Raw genomic sequence first — 20,748 nt, 5'->3', positions numbered from 1 at the left:
ACGGGTCAGTCCTCGCCCACCGTGCGCAGGATCTCTTCCATGGTGGTCTCCCCCGCCAGCACGCGGTTGCGCGCCAGGGTCAGGATGGGGCGCATGCCGGCGCCCATGGCGCGCTGGCGGATTTCCGCACGCGTGGCGTCGGAGGCGATGGCGTCGGCCAGGTCGCGGTTGACGACCAGCATCTCGTACACCGGCAACCGGCCCAGGTAGCCGGTGTCGCGGCAGTGGTGGCAGCCCGCGCCGTGGAACACCTGCGGCGTCGAGTCGGGGTTGGTCAGGCCCAGCCAGCGGCGTTCATCCTCAGTCGCCAGGCGCGGCTTGGCACAGTGCGGGCAGATGCGGCGCACCAGGCGCTGGTTGATCACCGCGACCAGGTTTTCGGCAATGGTTTCGGTGTCCACGCCCAGCAGCTTGAGCCGGGGCATCACGCCGAAAATGCTGCCCACGTGCAGGGTCGAGAGCACCAGGTGGCCGGTGGACGATGCGTCGAGCGCGGCACGCGCGGTCTCGGAGTCGCGGATTTCACCCACCAGGATGATGTCGGGGTCATGCCGCAGAAAGTGCCGCATGGCGTTGGCGAATTCGTAGCCCGCGCGGCGGTTCACCTCGGTCTGGCAGGCCACGGGCACGCGGTACTCGACCGGGTCTTCTACGGTGAGCACATTGCGCTCGATCAGCGGCTGCATGCGCAGGGCGGCATGCAGCGTCGTGCTCTTGCCGGAACCCGTGGGGCCGGTGATCAGGATCAGACCGTGCGGCTTGGCAAAGGCCTTGGCCATCACGGTCACGTCTTCCTGCAGAAAGCCCAGATCGGCCAGCTTGTCCAGGCTGCTGCGCTCAGGCAGCAGGCGCAGCACCATGCGTTCGCCGAATTCGGAGATCAACGTGGAGACACGGATCGTGTAGTTGTGCTCCATCACCTGCGCGGTGAAGCTGCCGTCCTGCGGCAGGCGCTGCTCGCTGGCGTCCATGTCAGCCTGCAGCTTGACGTAGACCACCAGGCGGTCGAGTGCGGGCGACAGGGCGAACACGGGGCGCAGCACGCCGTCCACCCGCAGCAGCACCGAGCGGCTGCGCGCCGTGGGCGCCAGGTGGATGTCGGTGGCGCGTTCGCGCACGGCCAGGTGCAGCATGTGTTCGAGCAGGCGGGCGGGGCTGTAGGCCCGGTCGATGTCGGCTTCGAGCTTGCGCACCTCGCTCTCGACCAGGCGCGTGGGCGGATTGTCGGCAAAGTAGTAGTGCTGCTGGATGGCCTGGGCCACACTGTCGAACTCGCCCTGGAAGAAATGGCAGGACTTGCCCAGCTTGCGCAGCACCAGTTCGCGCACGGCGTCGGGCTGCGCATCGCCCAGCACCACCTCGATCTGGCCTTCGTGCTCCCGCACCGGCAAAAAGCCATAGGTCAGGCACAGCGAGCGGTTGAACACCGCTGCCACGGCCGGGTCGGGCTCGGGCATCTCGGCGGCGTTCACGAACAGCAGGCCACGCTGGCCAGCCAGTTGGCGGGCCACCTCGTTGGCACTGGCAAAGCCCAGTTCCACGAGCAGGTTGCCCATGGGCACCTTCTCGATCTTCTGCTTTTGCAACACGTAGTCGATCGCCACGGATGAGACGACGCCAGCATTCACCAGCGCCGCCCCCAGGGAAGGGCTTTTCTCCTGCAGGGCAGCCAGGCGGTCGGTGACGGAAGTGCCGGGCGGCAGCGAAAGGGCGGCGTCTAGCACCGGATCAGCGGGCGGATACATTCTGCTGCTCCAAGATAAAGAAAGTCAGTTCGTCTGGTTTGCCCGTGGGGGCCAACCCGTGTTGCAGCTGGAAGCGGGCAAGCGCCTCCCCCGTCTTGGAGCCGAAAAAGCCGTCGTCCAGCTCGCGCGGATCGAGCAGACCCAGGCCCTTGAGCTTGAGCTGCACGTTGCGCGTGGCCTGCTGGGCCGCCAGGATGTAACGCGCCTCGCTGCGGCCCAGCCACGCCACCCATGCATCCTTGCCCTCGGAAAAACGGCATACACGGGGCATGGGCTTGAGCGCATTGGCATTGGCGCCCCGGGGCTGCGGCAGGCGCTGCATCTGCAGCACGTCGTCTGCGGTGGCGATGGCCTTGAGCTGGGCTTCGCAGGCAATGCGGGGAGATACCTCGACTACGGACACGGGCGCAGAGGCTGCGGCAGCGCTGGGGTCAGCGGCCGCCGATGCGGCTACGGCGGGTGCGGGCTCTGCCACCGTCGGCATCTGCGTGACGGGAGCCAGCATTGGCGCCTCGGGCACAGCCTTGGGCGCTGGCGCCAGCGGGCTCTTCGGGGCGGCTTCGGCCACCGGCGGCGCACTGCCACCGGAAGAAGACAGCCCCCAACTGGCCAGCGCCACGGTGGCCGTGGTTCCGGCCACCAGGCCGGCAGCAACCCAGGCCCAGCGGCGGCGTGGGCGTGCCACGGCGGCAGCGATGGTGGCGGCGTCATCGCCCAGCGCCGGCATGTCCGACACTGCGCGCTGCACCAGCGTCTCGGTGATCACCGAGCCGCGGGTGCTGGCCAGCCCATACAGGCAGCGGTCCAGCACCAGGTGGATCTGGCGCAGGTTGCCCTGTGTGACGCGGTAGACGATATCGACCGCAGCCGGCTCGATGGACAAACGCCCTTCGGCCCCCGCCGCGTTGACGCGGAAGTCGAAATACCGGGGCATCTCGTCCTTTTGCAAGCCAGAGAGACGGGCGTGCTTGACGATGCGGCTCTTGAGCTGCCGCAGCTCGGGCGTGGCCAGGGTCTCCTCCAGTTCGGGCTGGCCTACCAGCAGGATCTGCAGCAGCTTCTCCTGCCCGGTTTCGAGGTTGCACAGCAGGCGCACGAGTTCCAGCGACTGCACGCTCAGGTTCTGCGCATCGTCGATCACCAGCAGGCTGGTTTCATCGGCCTTATGGCGCGCGATCAGGAACTCCGTCAACCGGGCGAGGCCCTGCTCCACCGAGTCGCTGGGCGGCAGGCCGAAGTCGCTCTGGATGGCCGAGAGCAGTGCGCTGTCCTGCAAAAAGGTGTTCAGCACCAGCGCTGAGCGGCAATTCCTGTCCTTGAGCGTATCGAGCAGGCGCCGCACCATGGTGCTCTTGCCCAGGCCCACCTCGCCGGTGAGCAGCACGAAGCCCTTGCGTGCCTCGATGCAGTGCGCGACCTCCGCGAAATCTTCTTCCAATCGGGGCGTAAAGAAGTACGACCCCGCGTCCGGCGTGGGAGGGAAGGGATTGCGCGACAGACCCAGCGTCGCGTAGACAGGGCTGGTGCTCATTGGCGGGCGTTGGGGGTGAACTGGCCCAGGGCCGAGCGCAGCGCAGCCGAGTCGGGGGACAGGCGCACTGCGGCGTCCAGAGCCGCACGCGCTTCCTCGGGCTTGCCCCTGCGGCTGTGGATGCTGGCCAGGTTGATGGCCGCTTCCTCGTCACCGGGCATGCGGTCCAGGATGGCGCGGTACTGCTCGGCAGCGGCGGCATCGTTGCCGGCGCGCAGGTCGAACCAAGCCTGGGCACGCAGCAGGCCCAGGGAGCCGGCAGGCAGGCGCGACTTGAGGGCGGCCAGCTCCCGTTCAGCATCTGCGGACTGGTTGTTCTTCATCGCCGCCACGAAGCGGGCAAAGCGCAGCTCCACGGGCGTTTCGTCCACCACTGGCGCGGGCAGCGGCGCCACTACAGGCTGTGCGGCAGCGCGCGCCGTACGCGCGGGGCGAGGCGTTGCCGCAGGCCGCGGTGCGACCGTAACGGAGTCAGCTTGGCCGGTTGCGGACTGTGCGACCACCACCGCAGCAGCGGGCTCGGCGGCCTGCACCGGGGCTGGTACAAACGGTGGTTGCGCGGCGGGTGCGGAGACCGAAGGCGCAGGCATTGCGGTCGTAGCAACTACCACAGGCGAATCAGTGATCGGCGTGGTACCAGCGGTGGTCTGCACCTCTACCAACGGCAACGAAGCGGCCGCTGCAGGGGCAAGGGCCACCTGAGGTGCTGGTGCAGCCGCAGCCACCACGTACGGCAGGGGCTTGGGTTGCTTCTGGCTCTGCCAGATCACCCAACCCAGACCACCCGCAGCCACCACGATGGCGAAGGCCAGTGCACCGTCCAGCCATGCGGGACGGCCGCCGCGCGGCGCGGCATTGGCACGCGGCCGCACCGGAGCGGGCGCAGCAGGGGCTGCTGCGGCCGTATCCATGGATTTCAGCGCGTCGTGGATGAGGCTCATAGCACACGCGCCCGCAGAACGATCACCAGCTCACGGCTGCCATGCACCTTGTTCTCATTGCCGAACAGCTTGCCCAGCAAGGGAACGTCGGACACACCTGGCGCGCCACGGTCGTTGTTGGAGGTGCGCTGGTCGATCAACCCGCCCACCACCACCACGTCGCCGTCACCCACGTTGAGGGTGGTTGTCAGGCCCTTGTAGCTGACCTTGGGCAGCGATACGAGGTTGTCGCCACCCACGGCCACCAGTTGCAGGCTGGCGGGATCCACATCGCTTTGCATGGGATTGATCAGCAACTCGATGCGGCCGTCTTCGCGCACCATGGGCAGCACGCCGACCATCACGCCGGAGAACACCGTATCGGTCTGCACGCTGGACGAGGTAGTGGTTGCACCGCCCCCGGGCGCCGTCTGTGTGGAGGCCGACTGCGACACATAGCGCGAACTGGTACCCACCGACAACAGCGCTGGCGTGCCGTTGCGAACCTGCACATTGGGATTGGACAGAACCTTGAGGTTGCCGAACGAACGCAGCGCGTTGATCACGATGCCGTAATTGCTGCCTTGGTAGGAGGCGCCAAACGCAGGCCCCGTGAGGCTGCCGATGAGCGCGGCGGGGATGGAGATCGCACGCGCCGGGTAACCATTGCCTGCGTTGGGCAGGGTCCCGGCACTTCCGCCCATCTGCATGGGCGAGGAGCCGAAGCCCGTGGCCAGGCGGCTGCGCAGCGAGGTCCAGTCGACGCCAAACTCGAAGTTGTCAGACAGCTGCACGTCGATCAGCTGTGCCTCGACATACACCTGTTTGCCCAGCACCTTGTGCACCTGGGCAAGCATCTTTTCCACGGCGCGCATCTTTGATGGGCGACCCTTGACATAAAGCGTGCCCGTCATCTTGTTCAGGGTGAAGCCGGTGTCTTCGCCCATGGTGGATGCCGCCAGGGCGCCTTGCTGCACGCCCTGCTGGCTGGAACCACCGATCCAGGCGGAAGACGCGCCGGGGGCGATCTGCTGGCCCTGTCCAGACTGCATCTGCTGGAGCTGCGGCTGGTTGCGGCCTTGCTGGCCATCACCCAGGATGGCTTTGAGCGCGCCTTCGATGTCCTGGTAGGGGTCGGTGCTGCTGCCACCGGAGCCCGACAGTGTCAGATTGCCCTGCTGCGCCCCCGAGCCGCCGCCACTGCTGCCACCACCACCACCGCTGCTGCCGCCGCCACTGCCTCCACTGCCACCGAACACATTGCCGCCAGAACCCATCTGGATGCTTGTCTTGGCGTTTAGGAAGTTCAGAGAGAAGAATTTTTCTTCGGTGAGGTTCACGCGCAGCGTGTTGCCGCGGAACTCACCCGCCACGTCGTAGGTGCGCATGACTTCGTTGAAGCCTTCGCGCAGCGTGACCTGGCGCAAGTGCATGTCGGCCAGTTGTCCGCCCTTGAGCACGTTGGGGTCGACGATCAGGTTGAGGTTGCCGGCATCGGCGAATGCCCCCAGGATCTGGCTGATACTGGCTTTGGACATGGCCACGTTGATCAGTTTGCCTTCCAGCGGATCGAACACGGGCGCCATGGGCACGATCACCGGGGGCTGCGCGGCCCTGTTCAGTTCGGCCAGCAGCAGTTGCTGGTGCTCCAGCAGGCGCTTGGCCTCCTGCACCGCGTTCTCGCGCATCTGATCGGCAGCCGCGGTGTCCGGCGCGGGCAGGCTCGATACGCTGCGCGGTGGATTGTTGGCGCACCCACTGAGAATGAACGCGGCACACAGCAGGGCCATGGGCTTGAGGATCGGAGGATGGTTCATGTCGCTGTCCTTGGCACCACTCGGGTGATTCATGGATTTCTTGAAAATGGGTTCTACGGGTGCGCGGTTCAGGCTGCCAGGCAATAGCCGGCAGCCGCAGGCGAAGGTGTAGCCATGGCGATGCCCTGGCTCACGGAAGGCTCCTGATCGGCCCCTGGGCGTTGTCCTGCGCCGTGCCGGGCACGCCCGCCTTGAACTGCTGGGTGTTGATACTGGCCAGCGAACCATCGGGCCAGCGCAAGGTCCCCACCCGCAGCCCCGTCTCGGGCAGGGTCAGCGTCTGGCGACCCAGGCGTTCGGAGATCACGACCTTGTTGGGCTCCACCCTCGTGATGCGGCCGCCTTCCGCCAGCCGCGTGCCCTGGCGGGCCAGGCGGTCGTCGATCACGACGGACTGCGTTTCCCCAGCCAGGTCATCCAGGTGCAGCGACAGCGAGCGGCGTGGCATCTGCACGCTGCCCACGATTTCGCGGCCGGGCGCAGGCAATGCGATCAGGCTTTGCGGGTCGACACCCTGGGTGGCCGCCTGTTGCTGCACGCGGGCCATCGCTCCGAAGGCATCCATCACCTTCGCCTGGTCGGTGCGCAGCGCCTCCGGCAGTGCGGCCAAAGCCATTTCAGGTGGGCGTACATTCGGGGTGCGCGCCTGGGCCAGCTGCACCACGCCGTACATCGCCCAGCCGAGCAATGCCACGGCAACCACATTCAAGAGCAGTGCTGCGTATTTCATGGTTTCAAGTTTCCGGATGCGGCAGCCTTGGCAACCAGTTCATAGGAGAAAGCACCAGGGGTGGAATCTGCCGGGTCCACGGCCTTCAACGTCCAGCCGGCTGCAACCATCTGACTCACCCAACGGGTGATGGATGCAGATGCACCGGGTGCCACCACGCCGTCCACGCGGAAGGCGCGCGGGCGGGTCTGTGGCTGCTGGGCAGACTCCAGCTTCACGCGCACGATGCGGATGTTCTGGTTGGTCGAAGCCTTCAGCACGGCCAGGAAGGCCATGGGGTCGTAGCGCGCGCCTTCATCCAGCGTGCGAGAAAATTCTGCCACCGGCAGCAGTTGCTGGGGTGCCTGCACCGTAGTCACGGCCTGGATGCGTTGCTGCATTGCCGCAAGCTGCGCGCGCTGGGTCTGGCTTTCCTCGCGTTGGACATCCGCCTGCTGGCTGGTGAATGCACCCACGGCAACCAACGCACCGCCAACCACCGCCGTGAGCGCCGTGATCGATGCCACCCAGCGTTCTGCGCGCCAAGCCACGCGCTCCGCAAAGGGGTTGAGGGCATGCCGGCCTGCAGCGTCACGTGCCAGCGCGGGCATCACCGTCTGCACCCGCTCGCCGGCCAGCGACAGCTCTGCAGCCTGCATCACCACGGGTGCACTGCCCAGCACGCCCTGCAGGGCGGAAACGCAGATCTCGCCATCGGCGGGCTGGGTGCTCCACAAGGCACCCCACTCCACTGCATCGGCACCCAGGCGGCTGAGCAAGGCGCTCTGGTTGGCCACCAGCACCTGGGCAGAACTGGTCATGGCCGAAGCGCCCGAACCCAGAGCCTGGGTCGAGGCGAACACCATGCCCTCCTCGCTGTGGGCAAAGCACATCAGCCTGCGCTGCGAAAGCAGCAGGCGGGCCTGGCCTACATCCACGCCATTGCACAGCAGGCCACCCGTGGTCATCACCAGGCAGTGGTCGTTCTGCTCCTTAGCCCACTGCGAGCTGCGTTGCCACAGATCCAGGGACACCGCGGAAAAGAAGGCCTGGAACCCACCTGGCACCTTGAGCAGGCGGTGCATGATGATGTGGGCAGAGCCCTCCACCAGGCCTTGCGTGCGCACGCGCTTTTCGATCAGCGCCGTGGCGTATTCGGACTTGCCCTCAAAGCGCCAGACATCGGTGAAGACGTCGTCCAGGTCCAGCACCACCAGCGCGGTGTGCGTGAGCCGGGGCCAGGCAGGCACTTCCTGTGCCTGGTGGCCGTGGCAATGCACCCATCCGGCATTGGCGACGCGGTAAACGTGTTCGGCAGCAGCGCTCATGGCATGGTCCTGGGCGGGGGGGCAACGGAAATCGTCTGGAAGTACAGCGTGCCGCTGGCTCCCAGCGTCAGCCCTCTGTCACCCGACAAGGGCGACTGGAACAAACCTGTTTCCGGGGCCGCCGTGGCGATCTCGAAAACATCGGCGACGAAGATGGAACCCGCGCCACCGCGGCCCAACTCGCCCAGGAACTGAGCCGCTTCCACCCGACTGGCCGGCCCCACCGTACGACGTAGCTTGCGCTCGCCCCACTGCGCGGGATCGAAGCCCAGGCGGTCTACCTGCTGCGCCACCTGCTTGAGCGACTGCACGAGGCGCTCGCGCTGCTCCACCTCGGGCATGAGGTTACGGGCGCTGTCCAGGCTCTGGCGCAATTGGGCTGTCTGCTGGCGCTCGAACGCCAGCCGCTTGAGCCCACTTTGCGCCAGCCAGGCGCCACCCGCAAGCAAGGCGGTGGCCAGGGCCAGGGCCCCGAGCTTGACGGTACGGGTGCCGTTCAATTACTGCTCCATGATCCAGTGGGCGGTCAGCAGGATGACCTGGTCTTCGTCGAACGTACGGCCTGTGGCCGTGCCGCCCGCGTTGCCGGACGTATTGACCACCGCCTGGCGCTTATCGCTGGTGTTCATCTGCGTGCTGTTGCCAGTCACGTTGATGGCAACGCCTTCCGTGTTGTTGGCCTCCCACTGGGTGCCGGGCGCGTTGGCTTCGGTCGATGCCGTCTGGGCCGGACGGCCCTGGATACGGAAGCGGCCTTCACGGGAATCGGGCTTGCCATCGATCACCTGGTCCATGTAGCGCGCCAGGTCGGGCGTGAGGCCACGGATCACCATCACGTTGCCCGCGCCGCTGGCAACGCCCGCGTCGTTGAACTGGAAGCAGACCTGCAGCTCCGCAGGGTTGCCGTTGGAGTCGATGTAGAGGAACCGGTCCTCATGCCCTTCGCCACGGCCTGGTGGCATGCGCACCCCGGCACGGGTCATCAATTCACGCAGGTTCAAAGCTGCCAGCGCCTTGTCGCCCTGGCCGACGGTGTCTGCCGCATAGCCCTGGCCAGCGCAAATCTTGCGGCCACGGTCGGTGAAACTTGCGGGAATGCCGGGGACGCTCATGGAGCCAGCCCGTGAGCAAGCACCGCCGCTGTTGATCGACGTTTCGGAGCCATCGATCATGTAGGTGGGCGCCTGCTGGCAATCACCCACCACCACGCCGGTGCGCTGGTAGTACTGGTCGTAGGACATCTTCCACTGGTAGGCGAACTTGTTGATCGCCTTCTGGTACTCGGCATTGCGTTGGACGTCTTTGGCGATGGCCACGGCACCGATGATCAAGCCGATGACGGCCAGCACGATGGCCAGCTCCACCAGGGTGAAACCTTGCTGGACCCTGCGGCCGAGCTTGCGAAAGGATTGCATCTGTTTCATCGAAATCTCCGACGAGGTTGAATGAGGGGGTTTTGAGACAAGTGACCGACGGGTGCGCGGTCAATCACTGGTTCATGCGGTAGATGGCCGTGACGATGACAACCTGATCTTCATCAAAGCTGCGATCCCGGGCATGGGCTGTATCAATGGAATCCCGATTGCTGGCTTGCCATTCCTGGCCAGGTGCATTGATGGCGCCCCCAGCGTTATTAGCAACGTTTTGGCGACGAAAACGACCTTCGCGCTCATCAGGTTTACCGTCGATCATCTGGTCCAGCGCGCGCGCCAAGTCTGGCGTCAAACCGGTAATGACCATCACGTTGCCCATACCATCACCCACCGAGCCAGCAGCGGAAGTGCTGCTGAGTGGAATGTTCCACTGGAAGCAAACCTGAATTTCCTGGGGGTTACCGTTGGTGTCGAGGTAGACATAGCGGTCTTCCAGTCCTTCAGCACGGCCGGGAGGCATACGGACACCCGCACGCGTCATAAGCTCACGCAGATCAGGGTCGGTTCCGGATGTGAATGTACGACTCATGTCTACACCCTTTGCCCCACGGCAGATGGCGTTGGGAAGTGCCACGGCTGTCATGTCACGGCCTGAACGTCGCGGCGTCCCGGCACCGCCCGCGGCGCGCCAACGTTCACCATTGACCATGTTCTGTGGAGCAGTTTGATCGTCCCCCAATACAACGCCGGTGCGCTGGTAGTACTGGTTATATGCCTGCTCCCACTGATCAATGAACTTGTTCTTGATCTTTGTGTACTCGGCGTTGCGTTGAACATCCTTGCCGATGGCGACAGCACCAATGATGAGGCCAATGACAGCCAGCACAACAGCCAATTCGACGAGAGTAAAGCCCTGCTGGCGACGCGAGCGCAAGCTACGGCCGGGGTTCTTGAAGAAGTTTTTCATGATGGTATTTCCCTGCCGCGGCTTACTGGTTCATCTTGTAAATAGCGGTGAGCGTGATGACCTGCTCTTCATCGCGCACCGTTGCCCCGCCTCCCGTTGCCGTTGCCGCAGCACCACGACCAAAATTGTTATTGGCGGCCCACTGCACTCCTGGCTCATTGGCTGTGCCAGCACCTACGTTCTGCAAGCGGAAACGCCCCTCTCTGGCATCCGGCTTGCCGTCGATCATTTGGTCAAGCATGCGGGCCAGATCCGGCGTCAACCCAGAAATCACCATCACATTGCCAGCTCCTTCGTCCATGCCCGGGTTGTTCCACTGAAAACAGACCTGGATTTCCTGCGGAGAGCCATTGGTGTCGGTGTAGACATAAAGGTCCTCCTGCCCTTCGGCACGGCCAGGGGGCATGCGTATGCCAGCCCGAGTCATCAATTCACGCAAGGTCACCACTGGAGCGTCGCTGCGCAGCATGACTCCTGCTTCAGGCAGACGCCCGCAGACTTGAACCGGCGCAGTGGCGGCAGCCATGTTGCCACCCGATAACGGCGCCGTGGCAGGCACGGTCACCGTGCCGAAGGCATTGCCATTCACCATGATGCGCGGCGCAACTTGGCTGTCCCCCACCACCACGCCCGTGCGCTGGTAGTACTGGTTGTAGGCCTGCTCCCACTGGTCAATGAACTTGTTCTTGATCTTGGTGTATTCGGCGTTGCGTTGCACATCCTTGCCGATGGCAACGGCGCCGATGATCAGGCCGATGACGGCCAGAACGACCGCCAGTTCCACCAGGGTAAAGCCCCCCTGTGCGGCCTTTTGGCCGGCTGAGCCATGTTTGCGCCGCGAAGGCAAGTGGGAAAAAAGTGGTCGCATGACGTCCTCAGGCGTTGAAAAAAGAGCACACAGGAAAGATTTCTGAATGTAACGACTGTAAACAATGCATAACTGAAGTCAAGAAAAAAACAATCACTCTTTCGGGTAGTTTTCGGTCGCTTTTCACTGCACTGACGGCACCCCGATTTCGCCGCCCAAAAGGGCTGCTTTCATAGGAGAAGTGAAGGAATTTGCAGCCTCCTCCACGCCTCTGAAAGCGGTAGCGAAGCATCTCCCATCGCCTTGCAATTAGCCATAGTGCTTATGTATTAGATGGGCAACAAAATACAAAACAAACAACCAAAAATACATTTTGATAGATTTTATCTATCGAAAAATGTACGGTGAATCGGCAGTCCCAGCCGGAAAGTCTGCTGACGTGTTGGTACTTGGAAAAATGGGGCGAAAGAGTCGGGTTGCAGCACTCTGCGCGACTCCTACAACGCAGCCGAAAAGCGACCAGCCCCGAGAGACCTGAACTACTGTCTTGCAGCTGCCTGGAGGCTGCGAGGTGCAGACGGTCGTTGGATAGACTGCCGGCCGAGGCGGCGCCGTGTGTGCTTGGCGGCAGGGGCTACCGCATCAGCCAGCCCTACCCGCTTCGCTGGTCACGCGCCCTTGAGCCGAAAGCACGCCACCGCCTCGGCGGACTGCTCCACAAGCGCGGCGTCAGTTGTGTCATGCCGTAGAGGTGCGAGATGGCGGTGATGACTTCGCCCACGCGCTGGCTCTGCTCCTCGATGGCGCTGGCGATCTCGCCGATGAGGCTGCTCACGCGCTGCACCGAGCCCACCACCAGGGCAGCCGAGGTCTGCTCGATGCTGGCGGCCGCTGCCTCGGTGCGCACCGACAGGTCATGGCCGCCGCTGCTGACCTCCTGGCTGGCGATGGAGATGCTGTCGGCACTGCGCCGCACGTCGCTGACCGATGAGTTCAGCGCCCCCTGCCTGCGCGCCAGCGCTCGCAGCAGGTCGCCCAGTTCATCGCCGTGCGTGGAGCGCAGCCCGCCGGTCAGGTCACCATCGGCAATGCGGTCGGCGGTGCTGGCAGCGAAGCTGAGCGGTACGGTGAGCGAGCGTGTGAGCAGCCAGCCCACCGCCGCCCCCATGGCCAGCGCTGCAGCCATCATGAGCCAGATGCCCCACATCACGGTGCGGTAGCTCTGCTCGCCGGCCACATTGGCCAGCGCCACGCCCGTGTCGTTCACAGCGCCCAGCTTGCCGATGGCGTCGGTGGTGGAGCGAAAGGCCACGCGGGAGTCGCCACGCAGGTAGGCCGTGGCTCCTCGGTCTTGGCCTCGCGCAGAAGGGCGAGCAGTTTGCCTTGCGCTTCCTTGTAGCGGCCCACCGTGGTCTTGAAGCCCTCGAAGAGCCGCTTTTCCTCTCCGTCACAGGCCCAGACGCAAACCGACACGCAGATTCGACAGGGGCATGCTCGTCTCCTGGAAAGGTGGACGCGAAGAGCCCGAAAGTCGTTCCAGGCTCAAAGAAACGTGCTGGAATCGATATAGTTCATAACCAAAAAATGTGCCAATTTGCAATGCTGCGCTGCGCGCGCCTACTGCGGCAACGCCCGGATCACCCGGCACGGGTTCCCCGCTGCCAGCACGTGTGGCGGCAGGTCGCGCGTGACCACGCTACCCGCGCCGATCACTGCACCATCGCCAATCGTCACGCCTGGACAGATGATGGCGCCGCCGCCGATCCAAACGTCCTCGCCAATCACCACGGGCAGGCCCAGCTCCAGCCCCGTGCGGCGCTCGGCAGCCGTGATGGGGTGCGATGCGGTATAGATCTGCACGCCCGGGCCGATCAACGTGCGCGCCCCGATGCGCACGGGCGCCACGTCCAGCACCACGCAATTGAAGTTGAAGTACGCACCTTCGCCCAGCATGATGTTGTAGCCATAGTCGCAATGGAATGGCGGCGTGATCTGCACACTGGCCGGCTGGCCGGGCATGAGCTGTGCCACCAGTGCCTTGAGCACGCTGGCGTCGGAATCGGGGCGGGTGTGGTTGATGTCGTGGCACAGCTGGCGCGCGCGCAGGCGGCCGGCCACCAGTTCAGCATCGCTCGCGTCGTACAGCTCGCCAGCGAGCATCTTGTCTTTTTCAGAGGTCATAGGCCATTGTGGACCCACACCTCCTGCATGCTTCAAGCCATCTCGCCCGCCAGCGCCGTCCACTTGCGCTCGCTGCGCGCAGACTCCACCACCCGCTCAATGAAGCGCACGCCGCGCGCACCGTCTTCCACGCGCGGGTAGTCTGCCGCCAGCGGGTCGGCTGGCTGCCCGGCTGCATGGGCGCGGATGTCGGCTGCCACGCCCAGATACACGTTGGCAAAGGCCTCGATGAAGGCCTCGGGGTGGCCCGATGGGATGCGGCCTGCGCGCAGCGCCGCAGGGCTGAGCCAGGGTGCGCCGCGGGTGAGGATGCGGCGCGGCCCGTCCACCGGCGAATGCACCAGGTGGTTGGGGTCTTCCTGGCGCCAGGTGATGGTGCCCAGGGTGCCCGACACCTGCAGGCGCAGGTCGTTCTCCAGCCCGGCGGCCACCTGCGATGCCACGATGATGCCGCGCGCCCCATTGGCGTAGCGCAGCAGCATCTGCGAGTCGTCGTCGAGGCGGCGGCCCGCGCCGAAGGCGGTGAGGTCGGCGCACAGCCATTCGGGCTCCATGCCGGTGACGGTGGCGGCCAGGTTCTCGGCGTGCGAGCCGATGTCGCCCATGGTACCCACGGCGCCGCTGCGCGCGGGGTCCAACCGCCAGTCGGCCTGCTTGTTGCCGCCGCCCTCTTCCACAGCGGTGGCCAGCCAGCCCTGGTTGTATTCGACGGTGACCTTGCGCAGCGTGCCCAGAGCGCCGCTGTGCACCAGGTGGCGCGCCTCGCGCACCAGGGGGTAGCCGGTGTAGTTGTAGGTCACGCCGAACACTGTGCCGGCCTGGTGCACGGCGGCCACCAGCTCGTCGGCCTGCGCGCTGGTATGCACCAGCGGCTTGTCGCACACCACGTGAAAGCCCGCCTGCACAAAGGCCAGGGCCACCGGGTGGTGCACGTGGTTGGGGGTGACGATGCTCACCAGGTCGATGCGCTCACCAGCGGGGCGGCGCAGCTCGTCGGCCAGCAGGTCCTGCCAGCTGCCGTGGTTGCGGTCGTCGGCCAGGCCCAGGGCGGCGCCCGAGGCGCGAGCCCGCTCGGGCGAGGACGAGAGCGCGCCCGCCACCAGCTCGAACTGCCCATCCAGCGCCATGGCCTTGCGGTGCACGGCACCAATGAAGGCCCCGTTGCCGCCGCCCACCATGGCGTAGCGCAGCTTGCGTTCAGAGGACATGGATACCCTTGTTGGTTATTTCGGTTGCTCGTCGCGGGCGAAAACGGCGTCGAAGGCGCCAGCGGCGGGCTTGAAGTCGAGCCGCTTGCAGAAGGCAGCGCTTTCTGTGGCACCGTGCACGCGGTCCATGCGGCTGTCCTCCCACTCCACCGAGAGGGGGCCCTGGTAGCCGATGTCGTTGAGGGCGACGATGATGGATTCGAAATCGATCATGCCGCGCCCCACGCTGCGAAAGTCCCAGTGGCGCCGCGCATCGCCAAAGCTGGTGTGCCCGCCGAACACGCCCACCGTGCCGTCGCCCTTGCCCCACCACACGTCCTTCATGTGGGCGTTGTAGACGCGGTCGGCAAACTGGCGGATGAACTTCACGTAGTCCACGCCCTGGTAGGCCAGGTGGCTGGGGTCGTAGTTGAAGCCGAAGCGCCGGTGCCCGCCCACGGCGGCAATCGCGCGCTCGGCCGACGCGATATCGAAGGCGATCTCGGTGGGATGCACCTCAAGCGCGAAGTTGATGTCGTGCTGCTCGAACACGTCGAGAATGGGGCCAAAGCGCTGCGCAAAGTCGGCAAAGCCCTTGTCCCAGTACGCCTGGCTGGTGGGCGGGAAGGCATAGATGGCATGCCACACCGACGAACCGGTGAAGCCCGTGACCGTCTTCACGCCGAACTTCGCGGCCGCCCGTGCCGTGTCGGCCAGCTCGCTGGCCGCGCGCTGGCGCACGCCCTCGGGCTTGCCATCGCCCCACACATGGGGCGGCAGGATGGACTGGTGGCGCTCGTCGATGCGGTCGCACACCGCCTGACCCACCAGGTGGTTGCCAATGGCAAAGCATGCAAGGCCATGCTGGGCCAGCAGCGCATGCTTGTCCTTCACATACTGCGCGGAGGCCAGCGCCTCCTGCACGTTGAAGTGGTCGCCCCAGCAGGCCAGCTCCAGGCCGTCGTAGCCCATGCTGCGGGCCAGCGGCGCGAGCTCGGACAGCGGCAGGTCGGCCCACTGGCCGGTGAAGAGGGTGACGGGTCTTGGCATGGTGGAGCTCCAGAAAATGGGGGCAGCGAACAGCCCACCGGGCGGCCGCCGCTGCGATGGGGCGAGACCCCCATCAGGCGTCCCGATCAGAATGGCGAGTCAGGGAAGTAGAAGCTCTTGGCGTTCTCTTTGGTGATCAGCACCGAAGGGATGATGGTCGTGGGCGGCAGCTTGTCGCCCTTGATGCGCGCTTCGGCCGTGAGCTTGATCGAGTCGTAGATGAACTTCGGCGAGTACGACACGTTGGCCTGGATCAGCGGGTTGCTGCCGTCGGCCAGCGTCTTGATCATGCCCTTGGCACCGGCGCCGCCGAACACCAGCTTGATGTCCTTGCGCTTGGCCTGCTCGATGGCCTTGAGCACGCCCACCGCCATGTCGTCGTCGGCCGCCCACACGGCGTCGATCTTGGGGAAGCGCGTGAGGTAGTCCTGCATGACCTTGAAGGCGTCGTCGCGGTTCCAGTTGGCGTACTTGGCGTCCAGCAGCTTGATGTCGGGGTGGTTCTTGAGCACCGCGTTGAACGCGTCCATGCGCTCGTTGTCCAGCGTGGTGGCAATGCCGCGCATGGCCACCACGTTGCCCTTGCCGCTCAGTGCCTTGGCGATGTACTCTGCCGGGATCTTGCCGAAGGCGGTGTTGTCGCCGGCCACATAGGCATCCTGCGCGCTGGTGTCGGTCAGGCCGCGGTCCACCACCGTCACGTACACGCCCTTGGCCTTGACCTGGGCCACGGGCTTGGTCAGCGCGGCCGATTCGAAGGGGAAGATGACCAGGGCGTTGATCTTGTTGACCGTGACCAGATCCTGCAGCTGGTTGGCCTGCTCGGGCGCACCTCCGGCTGTCTTGACAATGACCTGCAGGCCGGGGTTGGCCTTCTCCAGGTCCTTCTTGGCCTGGTTGGCCCAGTACACGATGCCGCCAGTGAAGCCGTGCGTGGCCGACGGAATGGCCACGCCCACCACGACCTTGTTGGCCTGCGCCATGGCCGGGCCGGCCAGGGCCAGCGCGGCGGCAGCGCCCACGGCCGAGAGGGCCAGGCGGCGGGTGAACGAAGAAGTTTGGCTGTTCATGATGCGTTGTCTCCTGTTGCTGTTGCTTTGATGAAAAAGGCCATGGAAGCTGGCCGACTGGGGAACACGAAAGTCAATAACACCTACCGAAAAACCGAGAAACCGATTCAAGAGGCCATCACCGTTTTCCGCGCTGCATGAAGGCCACTGCAATGATCACGAAGCCCTGCACCGCCGCATTCAGGTACACGCTGATGATGCTGGTGAGGTTCAGGATATTGCTGATGACCGACAGCAGGATGGCGCCCACCACCGTGCCGGTGATGGTGCCCGCACCGCCCTTCAACACGGTGCCGCCCACGATCACTGCGGCGATCGCCTCCAGCTCCCACAGCAGGCCCGTGGTGGGCGATGCCGAGCCCAGGCGCGGCACGTAGAGCAGTGTGGCGATGCCCACACACACGCCGAGCAGCATGTAGGTCAGGATCTTGATCTTGTGCACGTCCACCGCGGCGTACTGCGCCACCTGCTCGTTGGAGCCGATGGCCTGTACGTAGCGGCCGTAGGCCGTACGGTTGAGGATCACGCCGCCGACCAGCGCCACCAGCAAAAAGATCCACACCGGGATGGGCACGCCCAGCAGGTTGGCGTAGTACACGGGGCTGTAGATGTCCGACAGGTCGTTGTCCAGCGTGATGGCGCCACCGTTGGAGAAGTAGGTGAGGTAGGCGCGGAAGATGCCCAGCGTGCCCAGCGTCACGATGAAGGGCTCGATGCGCCCTTTGGTGATCAACAGGCCATGCACCAGGCCGAACACAGCGCCCAGCACCACCGCCAGCAGCATGCCGACCACCACGGCGGCCATGGGCGAGCCCAGCACGGGTGCCATGGCGTTCATGAACAGGATGACCGAGCCTGCGATCAGCGCCGCCATGGAGCCCACCGACAGGTCGATGCCGCCCGAGATGATGACGAAGCACATGCCCACAGCGATGATGCCGATGAAGGCCGTGCGCGTAAGCACGTTCATCACGTTGTCATAGGTGGCGAAGTTGCTGTTGAGCAGCGTGCCGGCAATGCACAGCAGCACCAGGCCGATGACCGGGCCCAGCCCGTGCAGCTTGCCCCACCAGGCGCTGGCGGCGCCGTGGCGGCCGCCTGCGACCGGCGCGGTCGGGGCGTTTTCAGCGGGTACGTCAACGGGTACCTGTGGCATGGACGATCAACTCCTCTTCGGTCAAATGGGGTTCTTCGAGCGTGGTCTGCAGCCGGCCGGCGCGCATCACCGCCACGCGGTGGCACAGGCCGATCAGCTCCATCAGCTCGGACGAAATCACGATCACCGCCAGGCCCTGCGCCGCAAGGCGCTGCACCAGGTGGTAGATCTCGCGCTTGGCGCCCACGTCCACACCGCGCGTGGGCTCGTCGAGCACCACCACGCTGGGGCCGGGGTGCAGCACCTTGGCCAGCGCGAGTTTTTGCTGGTTGCCGCCCGACAGCGACGATGCGCGCACGTCGAGCGAGCCGGTGCGGATACCGAACTCTTGCACGGCGTCGCGCAGCGCGGCCTGCTCGGCCGCCGGGTTCAGCCAGGGGTTGGCATAGCGCTCCAGCGCCATCAGCGTGAGGTTGGGGCGCAGGCCGAAGTGCACATGCAGGCCCTTGCCCTTGCGGTCTTCGCTGAGGTAGGTGAGGCCGTGGCGTGCGGCGTCGCGCGGGCTCTTGAGCTGCACGGGCCTGCCCGCCAGTTCCACCGTACCGGCCGAGCGCGGGCGCAGGCCCAAGAGGCCCTCGAACAGCTCGGTGCGGCCAGCACCCACCAGGCCGGCAAAGCCCAGTATGTCGCCGCGCCGCACCTCGAAATCCACATCCTGCGCCCAGCCGGGCACCGTGAGGCCGCGCACTTTGATGATGGGCTCGCCCGCCGGGGCGGGCAGCTTGGCGGGGAACAGGTCGGCCAGCTCGCGGCCCACCATCAGGTTGGCCATCTGCCGGCGCGTGACGCTGGCCGTGGGCTCGCGCGCCACCAGCAGGCCGTCGCGCATCACCACCACCTCGTCGGTGGTGCGCTCCACCTCGTCAAGCTTGTGCGAGATGTAGATGATGGTCACGCCCGCGGCCTTGAGCTCGGCCATCAGCGCGAACAGGCGCTCCGTCTCACCCGGGGTCAACGTGGCGGTGGGCTCGTCCATGATCAGCAGGCGCGCATTGCGGGCCAGCGCGCGGGCAATCTCCACCAGCTGCTTTTCGGCCACGATGAGCTTCTTCACGCGGGTGTCGGGGTCCAGCGGCAGGCCGACCTGGGCCAAGGCCTGGCGGGTCTTCTCCCGCATGGCCTTGTCGTCGAGGAACAGGCCTTTTTTTATCTCATGCCCGAGGAAGACGTTCTGCGCAATCGTCAGGTCGTCCGCCAGGTTGAACTCCTGGTGGATCAGCACGATGCCCTGGGCCTCGGCCGCGCGCGAGCCGCCGCCGGGGGCGCGCACTGCGCCGTCGACCACCACCTCGCCGGTGGTCGGGCTCTCGTACCCGGCCAGTATCTTCATCAGCGTGGACTTGCCCGCGCCGTTCTCGCCCAAGAGGCCATAGACCCGGCCCGGCTGCAGCGCAAAGCCCACGCCGTGCAGCACGCGCACGGGCCCGAACTCCTTGGTCACGTTGCGGAACTCGACGGCGACGCTCATCGTGCGGCCCCTCCCGAACGGGCAGACGACTGGGCCATGCTCTCCTGCATGGCCAGCACACCCGCGCCCACCACGCCGGCATCGTCGGCCAGGGGCGCGTACTGGATCTCCAGGTGGCGCGTGGACAGGGCCAGCGAGCGGTGGTACACGCTCTGGCGCACCGAGGCCAGGAACAGCGGCCCCATGTCGGCCACGCGCCCGGCGATGAACACATGCGACGGGTTGAAGAAGTTGACGATGGAGGCCAGCATCTGCCCCACCAGGTTGCCCGCGCGCTGGATGATGGCGTTGGCCGCCACGTCGCCCGCGCGGCTGGCCTGAGCGACGTCCTCGGTGGTCAGGGTGCCGGTGGCCTGCAGGCGCTCGGCCAGCAGCGCGCTCTCGCCCGCCTGGGCTGCGGCCAGCGCCATGCGCGCCATGGCAGGTGCGGCGGCCATGGCCTCGACGCAGCCCTGGTTGCCGCAGTGGCAACGCGGGCCGGCCTGGTCCACGCAGATGTGGCCCACGTCGCCCGCCGAGCCATTGGCGCCCCGGTACACCTGGCCATGGCAGACGATGCCGCAGCCGATGCCGGTGCCGATCTTGATGACCAGGAAGTTGGGCAGGTTGCGCTGCAGCCGCCACAGCTCGCCCAGGGCCATCAGGTTCACGTCGTTGTCCACAAAGACCGGTGCGGCAAAGGCCTCGCGCAGGTAGTCGCGGATGGAAAAGCCGTCCCAGTCGGGCATCAGCGGAGGGTTGACCAGTTGGCCGCTCTCGAAATCGACCGGCCCCGGCACCCCCATGCCGATGGCGATGACCTGCGAGGCGGGTAGCCCGCAGCGCGCCATCAGTTCGCGCATCAGGCCGCGCAGCCGCGCCAGGATCACACCCGGGCCCTGGCGCACGTCGATGGGTTCGCGGTGCCGCGCCAGCACCGTCATGTCGGGCCGCATGATGGCCACCTGCATGCTGGTGGCGCCCAGGTCGGCACCGATCACCACGCCCAGGGTCTCGCTCAGGCGCAGGGTTTCGGCACGGCGCCCGCCGGAGGATTCCTGCAGGCCCACCTCGTCGAGCAGGCCCTCGTCCAGCAAGGCCGCCACCCGCGCGTTGGCCTTGCTCTTGGAGTAGGCCAGCCGCTGCGCCAGCGCATGCCGCGACGCACCTGCCGACCAGAAAATGGTCTGCAGAACGTCCAGGTCTTCAGTGCCGCAGTTGTGCCAGCGTGCCAAGGCTTGTCTCCTGTTGTGGTGGCGGATCCAGGGGCCATGGTGGCCTCGCCTGGGTCGCCTGCGCCTCAAACGGACGCGTTGGGCAAATACTATGCGGCCCACTTAGGCCACACAAGACTTAACTTAGACCTAATTTTGTCCTAAGTCACTTGTTTTCGTGGTCATGTCGTTGTCACGTTGGTTGGGTCCACTCAAGCGGCAGACCGGAGCCGGCTACCGCCGTG

18 protein-coding genes are annotated in these 20,748 nt (G+C 65.7%); all 18 read right to left on the bottom strand.

Annotation, left to right across the window (positions count from 1 at the left end):
- Window positions 1–5 precede the first annotated feature (5 nt).
- The 18 genes from ACSQ9E_RS09875 to ACSQ9E_RS09790 all read right to left on the bottom strand — a co-directional run bounded on the left by ACSQ9E_RS09875 (window position 6) and on the right by ACSQ9E_RS09790 (window position 20,524).
- Entirely contained in the window at window positions 6–1,745 is a 1,740-nt protein-coding gene (locus ACSQ9E_RS09875) for a GspE/PulE family protein (RefSeq protein WP_082604444.1), read from the bottom strand.
- Window positions 1,729–3,276, bottom strand: coding sequence for an ExeA family protein (locus tag ACSQ9E_RS09870; protein WP_436217615.1), 1,548 nt, complete (start codon window positions 3,274–3,276; stop codon window positions 1,729–1,731). The genes ACSQ9E_RS09875 and ACSQ9E_RS09870 overlap by 17 nt, the downstream gene beginning before the upstream one ends.
- Entirely contained in the window at window positions 3,273–4,217 is a 945-nt protein-coding gene (locus tag ACSQ9E_RS09865) for a tetratricopeptide repeat protein (RefSeq protein ID WP_436217614.1), read from the bottom strand. Before ACSQ9E_RS09865 ends, ACSQ9E_RS09870 begins: the two co-directional genes overlap by 4 nt.
- Complete coding sequence (mshL, locus tag ACSQ9E_RS09860) at window positions 4,214–6,046, bottom strand: pilus (MSHA type) biogenesis protein MshL (protein ID WP_436217613.1); 1,833 nt, start codon at window positions 6,044–6,046, stop codon at window positions 4,214–4,216. The genes ACSQ9E_RS09865 and mshL overlap by 4 nt, the downstream gene beginning before the upstream one ends.
- 97 nt (window positions 6,047–6,143) lie before the next feature.
- Window positions 6,144–6,743 (bottom strand): hypothetical protein, encoded by a 600-nt coding sequence (locus ACSQ9E_RS09855; RefSeq protein WP_428000451.1) that lies wholly within the window; start codon window positions 6,741–6,743, stop codon window positions 6,144–6,146.
- A complete protein-coding gene (locus ACSQ9E_RS09850; RefSeq protein ID WP_436217612.1) occupies window positions 6,740–8,050 on the bottom strand; it encodes a hypothetical protein in 1,311 nt (436 codons plus the stop codon). The genes ACSQ9E_RS09855 and ACSQ9E_RS09850 overlap by 4 nt, the downstream gene beginning before the upstream one ends.
- The gene (locus ACSQ9E_RS09845) at window positions 8,047–8,550 is read right to left on the bottom strand and encodes a hypothetical protein (RefSeq protein WP_436217611.1); all 504 of its coding nucleotides are present in this window, start codon (window positions 8,548–8,550) and stop codon (window positions 8,047–8,049) included. The genes ACSQ9E_RS09850 and ACSQ9E_RS09845 overlap by 4 nt, the downstream gene beginning before the upstream one ends.
- Window positions 8,551–9,474, bottom strand: coding sequence for a type II secretion system protein (locus ACSQ9E_RS09840; protein WP_436217610.1), 924 nt, complete (start codon window positions 9,472–9,474; stop codon window positions 8,551–8,553).
- 64 nt (window positions 9,475–9,538) lie between these two features.
- On the bottom strand, window positions 9,539–10,390 hold the full coding sequence (locus ACSQ9E_RS09835; RefSeq protein ID WP_436217609.1) for a type II secretion system protein: 852 nt from the start codon (window positions 10,388–10,390) through the stop codon (window positions 9,539–9,541).
- Between the two features lie 22 nt (window positions 10,391–10,412).
- Entirely contained in the window at window positions 10,413–11,258 is an 846-nt protein-coding gene (locus ACSQ9E_RS09830) for a type II secretion system protein (protein ID WP_436217608.1), read from the bottom strand.
- 592 nt (window positions 11,259–11,850) lie between these two features.
- Window positions 11,851–12,510 (bottom strand): hypothetical protein, encoded by a 660-nt coding sequence (locus ACSQ9E_RS09825; protein WP_436217607.1) that lies wholly within the window; start codon window positions 12,508–12,510, stop codon window positions 11,851–11,853.
- Between the two features lie 305 nt (window positions 12,511–12,815).
- Window positions 12,816–13,379 carry a sugar O-acetyltransferase gene (locus tag ACSQ9E_RS09820; RefSeq protein ID WP_436217606.1) on the bottom strand — a complete coding sequence of 188 codons (564 nt, stop codon included), beginning with the start codon at window positions 13,377–13,379 and terminating at the stop codon, window positions 12,816–12,818.
- A gap of 32 nt (window positions 13,380–13,411) precedes the next feature.
- Entirely contained in the window at window positions 13,412–14,587 is a 1,176-nt protein-coding gene (locus ACSQ9E_RS09815; protein ID WP_436217605.1) for a Gfo/Idh/MocA family protein, read from the bottom strand.
- Between the two features lie 15 nt (window positions 14,588–14,602).
- Entirely contained in the window at window positions 14,603–15,616 is a 1,014-nt protein-coding gene (locus ACSQ9E_RS09810; protein WP_436217604.1) for a sugar phosphate isomerase/epimerase family protein, read from the bottom strand.
- A gap of 86 nt (window positions 15,617–15,702) precedes the next feature.
- Window positions 15,703–16,686 carry a substrate-binding domain-containing protein gene (locus tag ACSQ9E_RS09805; protein ID WP_436217603.1) on the bottom strand — a complete coding sequence of 328 codons (984 nt, stop codon included), beginning with the start codon at window positions 16,684–16,686 and terminating at the stop codon, window positions 15,703–15,705.
- Between the two features lie 118 nt (window positions 16,687–16,804).
- Window positions 16,805–17,842, bottom strand: a complete 1,038-nt coding sequence (locus tag ACSQ9E_RS09800) for an ABC transporter permease (RefSeq protein ID WP_436217602.1) — start codon at window positions 17,840–17,842, stop codon at window positions 16,805–16,807.
- Entirely contained in the window at window positions 17,823–19,310 is a 1,488-nt protein-coding gene (locus tag ACSQ9E_RS09795) for a sugar ABC transporter ATP-binding protein (RefSeq protein WP_428000440.1), read from the bottom strand. The genes ACSQ9E_RS09800 and ACSQ9E_RS09795 overlap by 20 nt, the downstream gene beginning before the upstream one ends.
- Entirely contained in the window at window positions 19,307–20,524 is a 1,218-nt protein-coding gene (locus tag ACSQ9E_RS09790; protein ID WP_369818281.1) for an ROK family transcriptional regulator, read from the bottom strand. The genes ACSQ9E_RS09795 and ACSQ9E_RS09790 overlap by 4 nt, the downstream gene beginning before the upstream one ends.
- Window positions 20,525–20,748: the final 224 nt, after the last annotated feature.

Source organism: Acidovorax sp. LjRoot118 (genome assembly GCF_964253575.1).
Taxonomy (GTDB): Bacteria; Pseudomonadota; Gammaproteobacteria; order Burkholderiales; family Burkholderiaceae_C; genus Acidovorax.
This window is presented reverse-complemented; position numbering and strand designations above follow the sequence as displayed.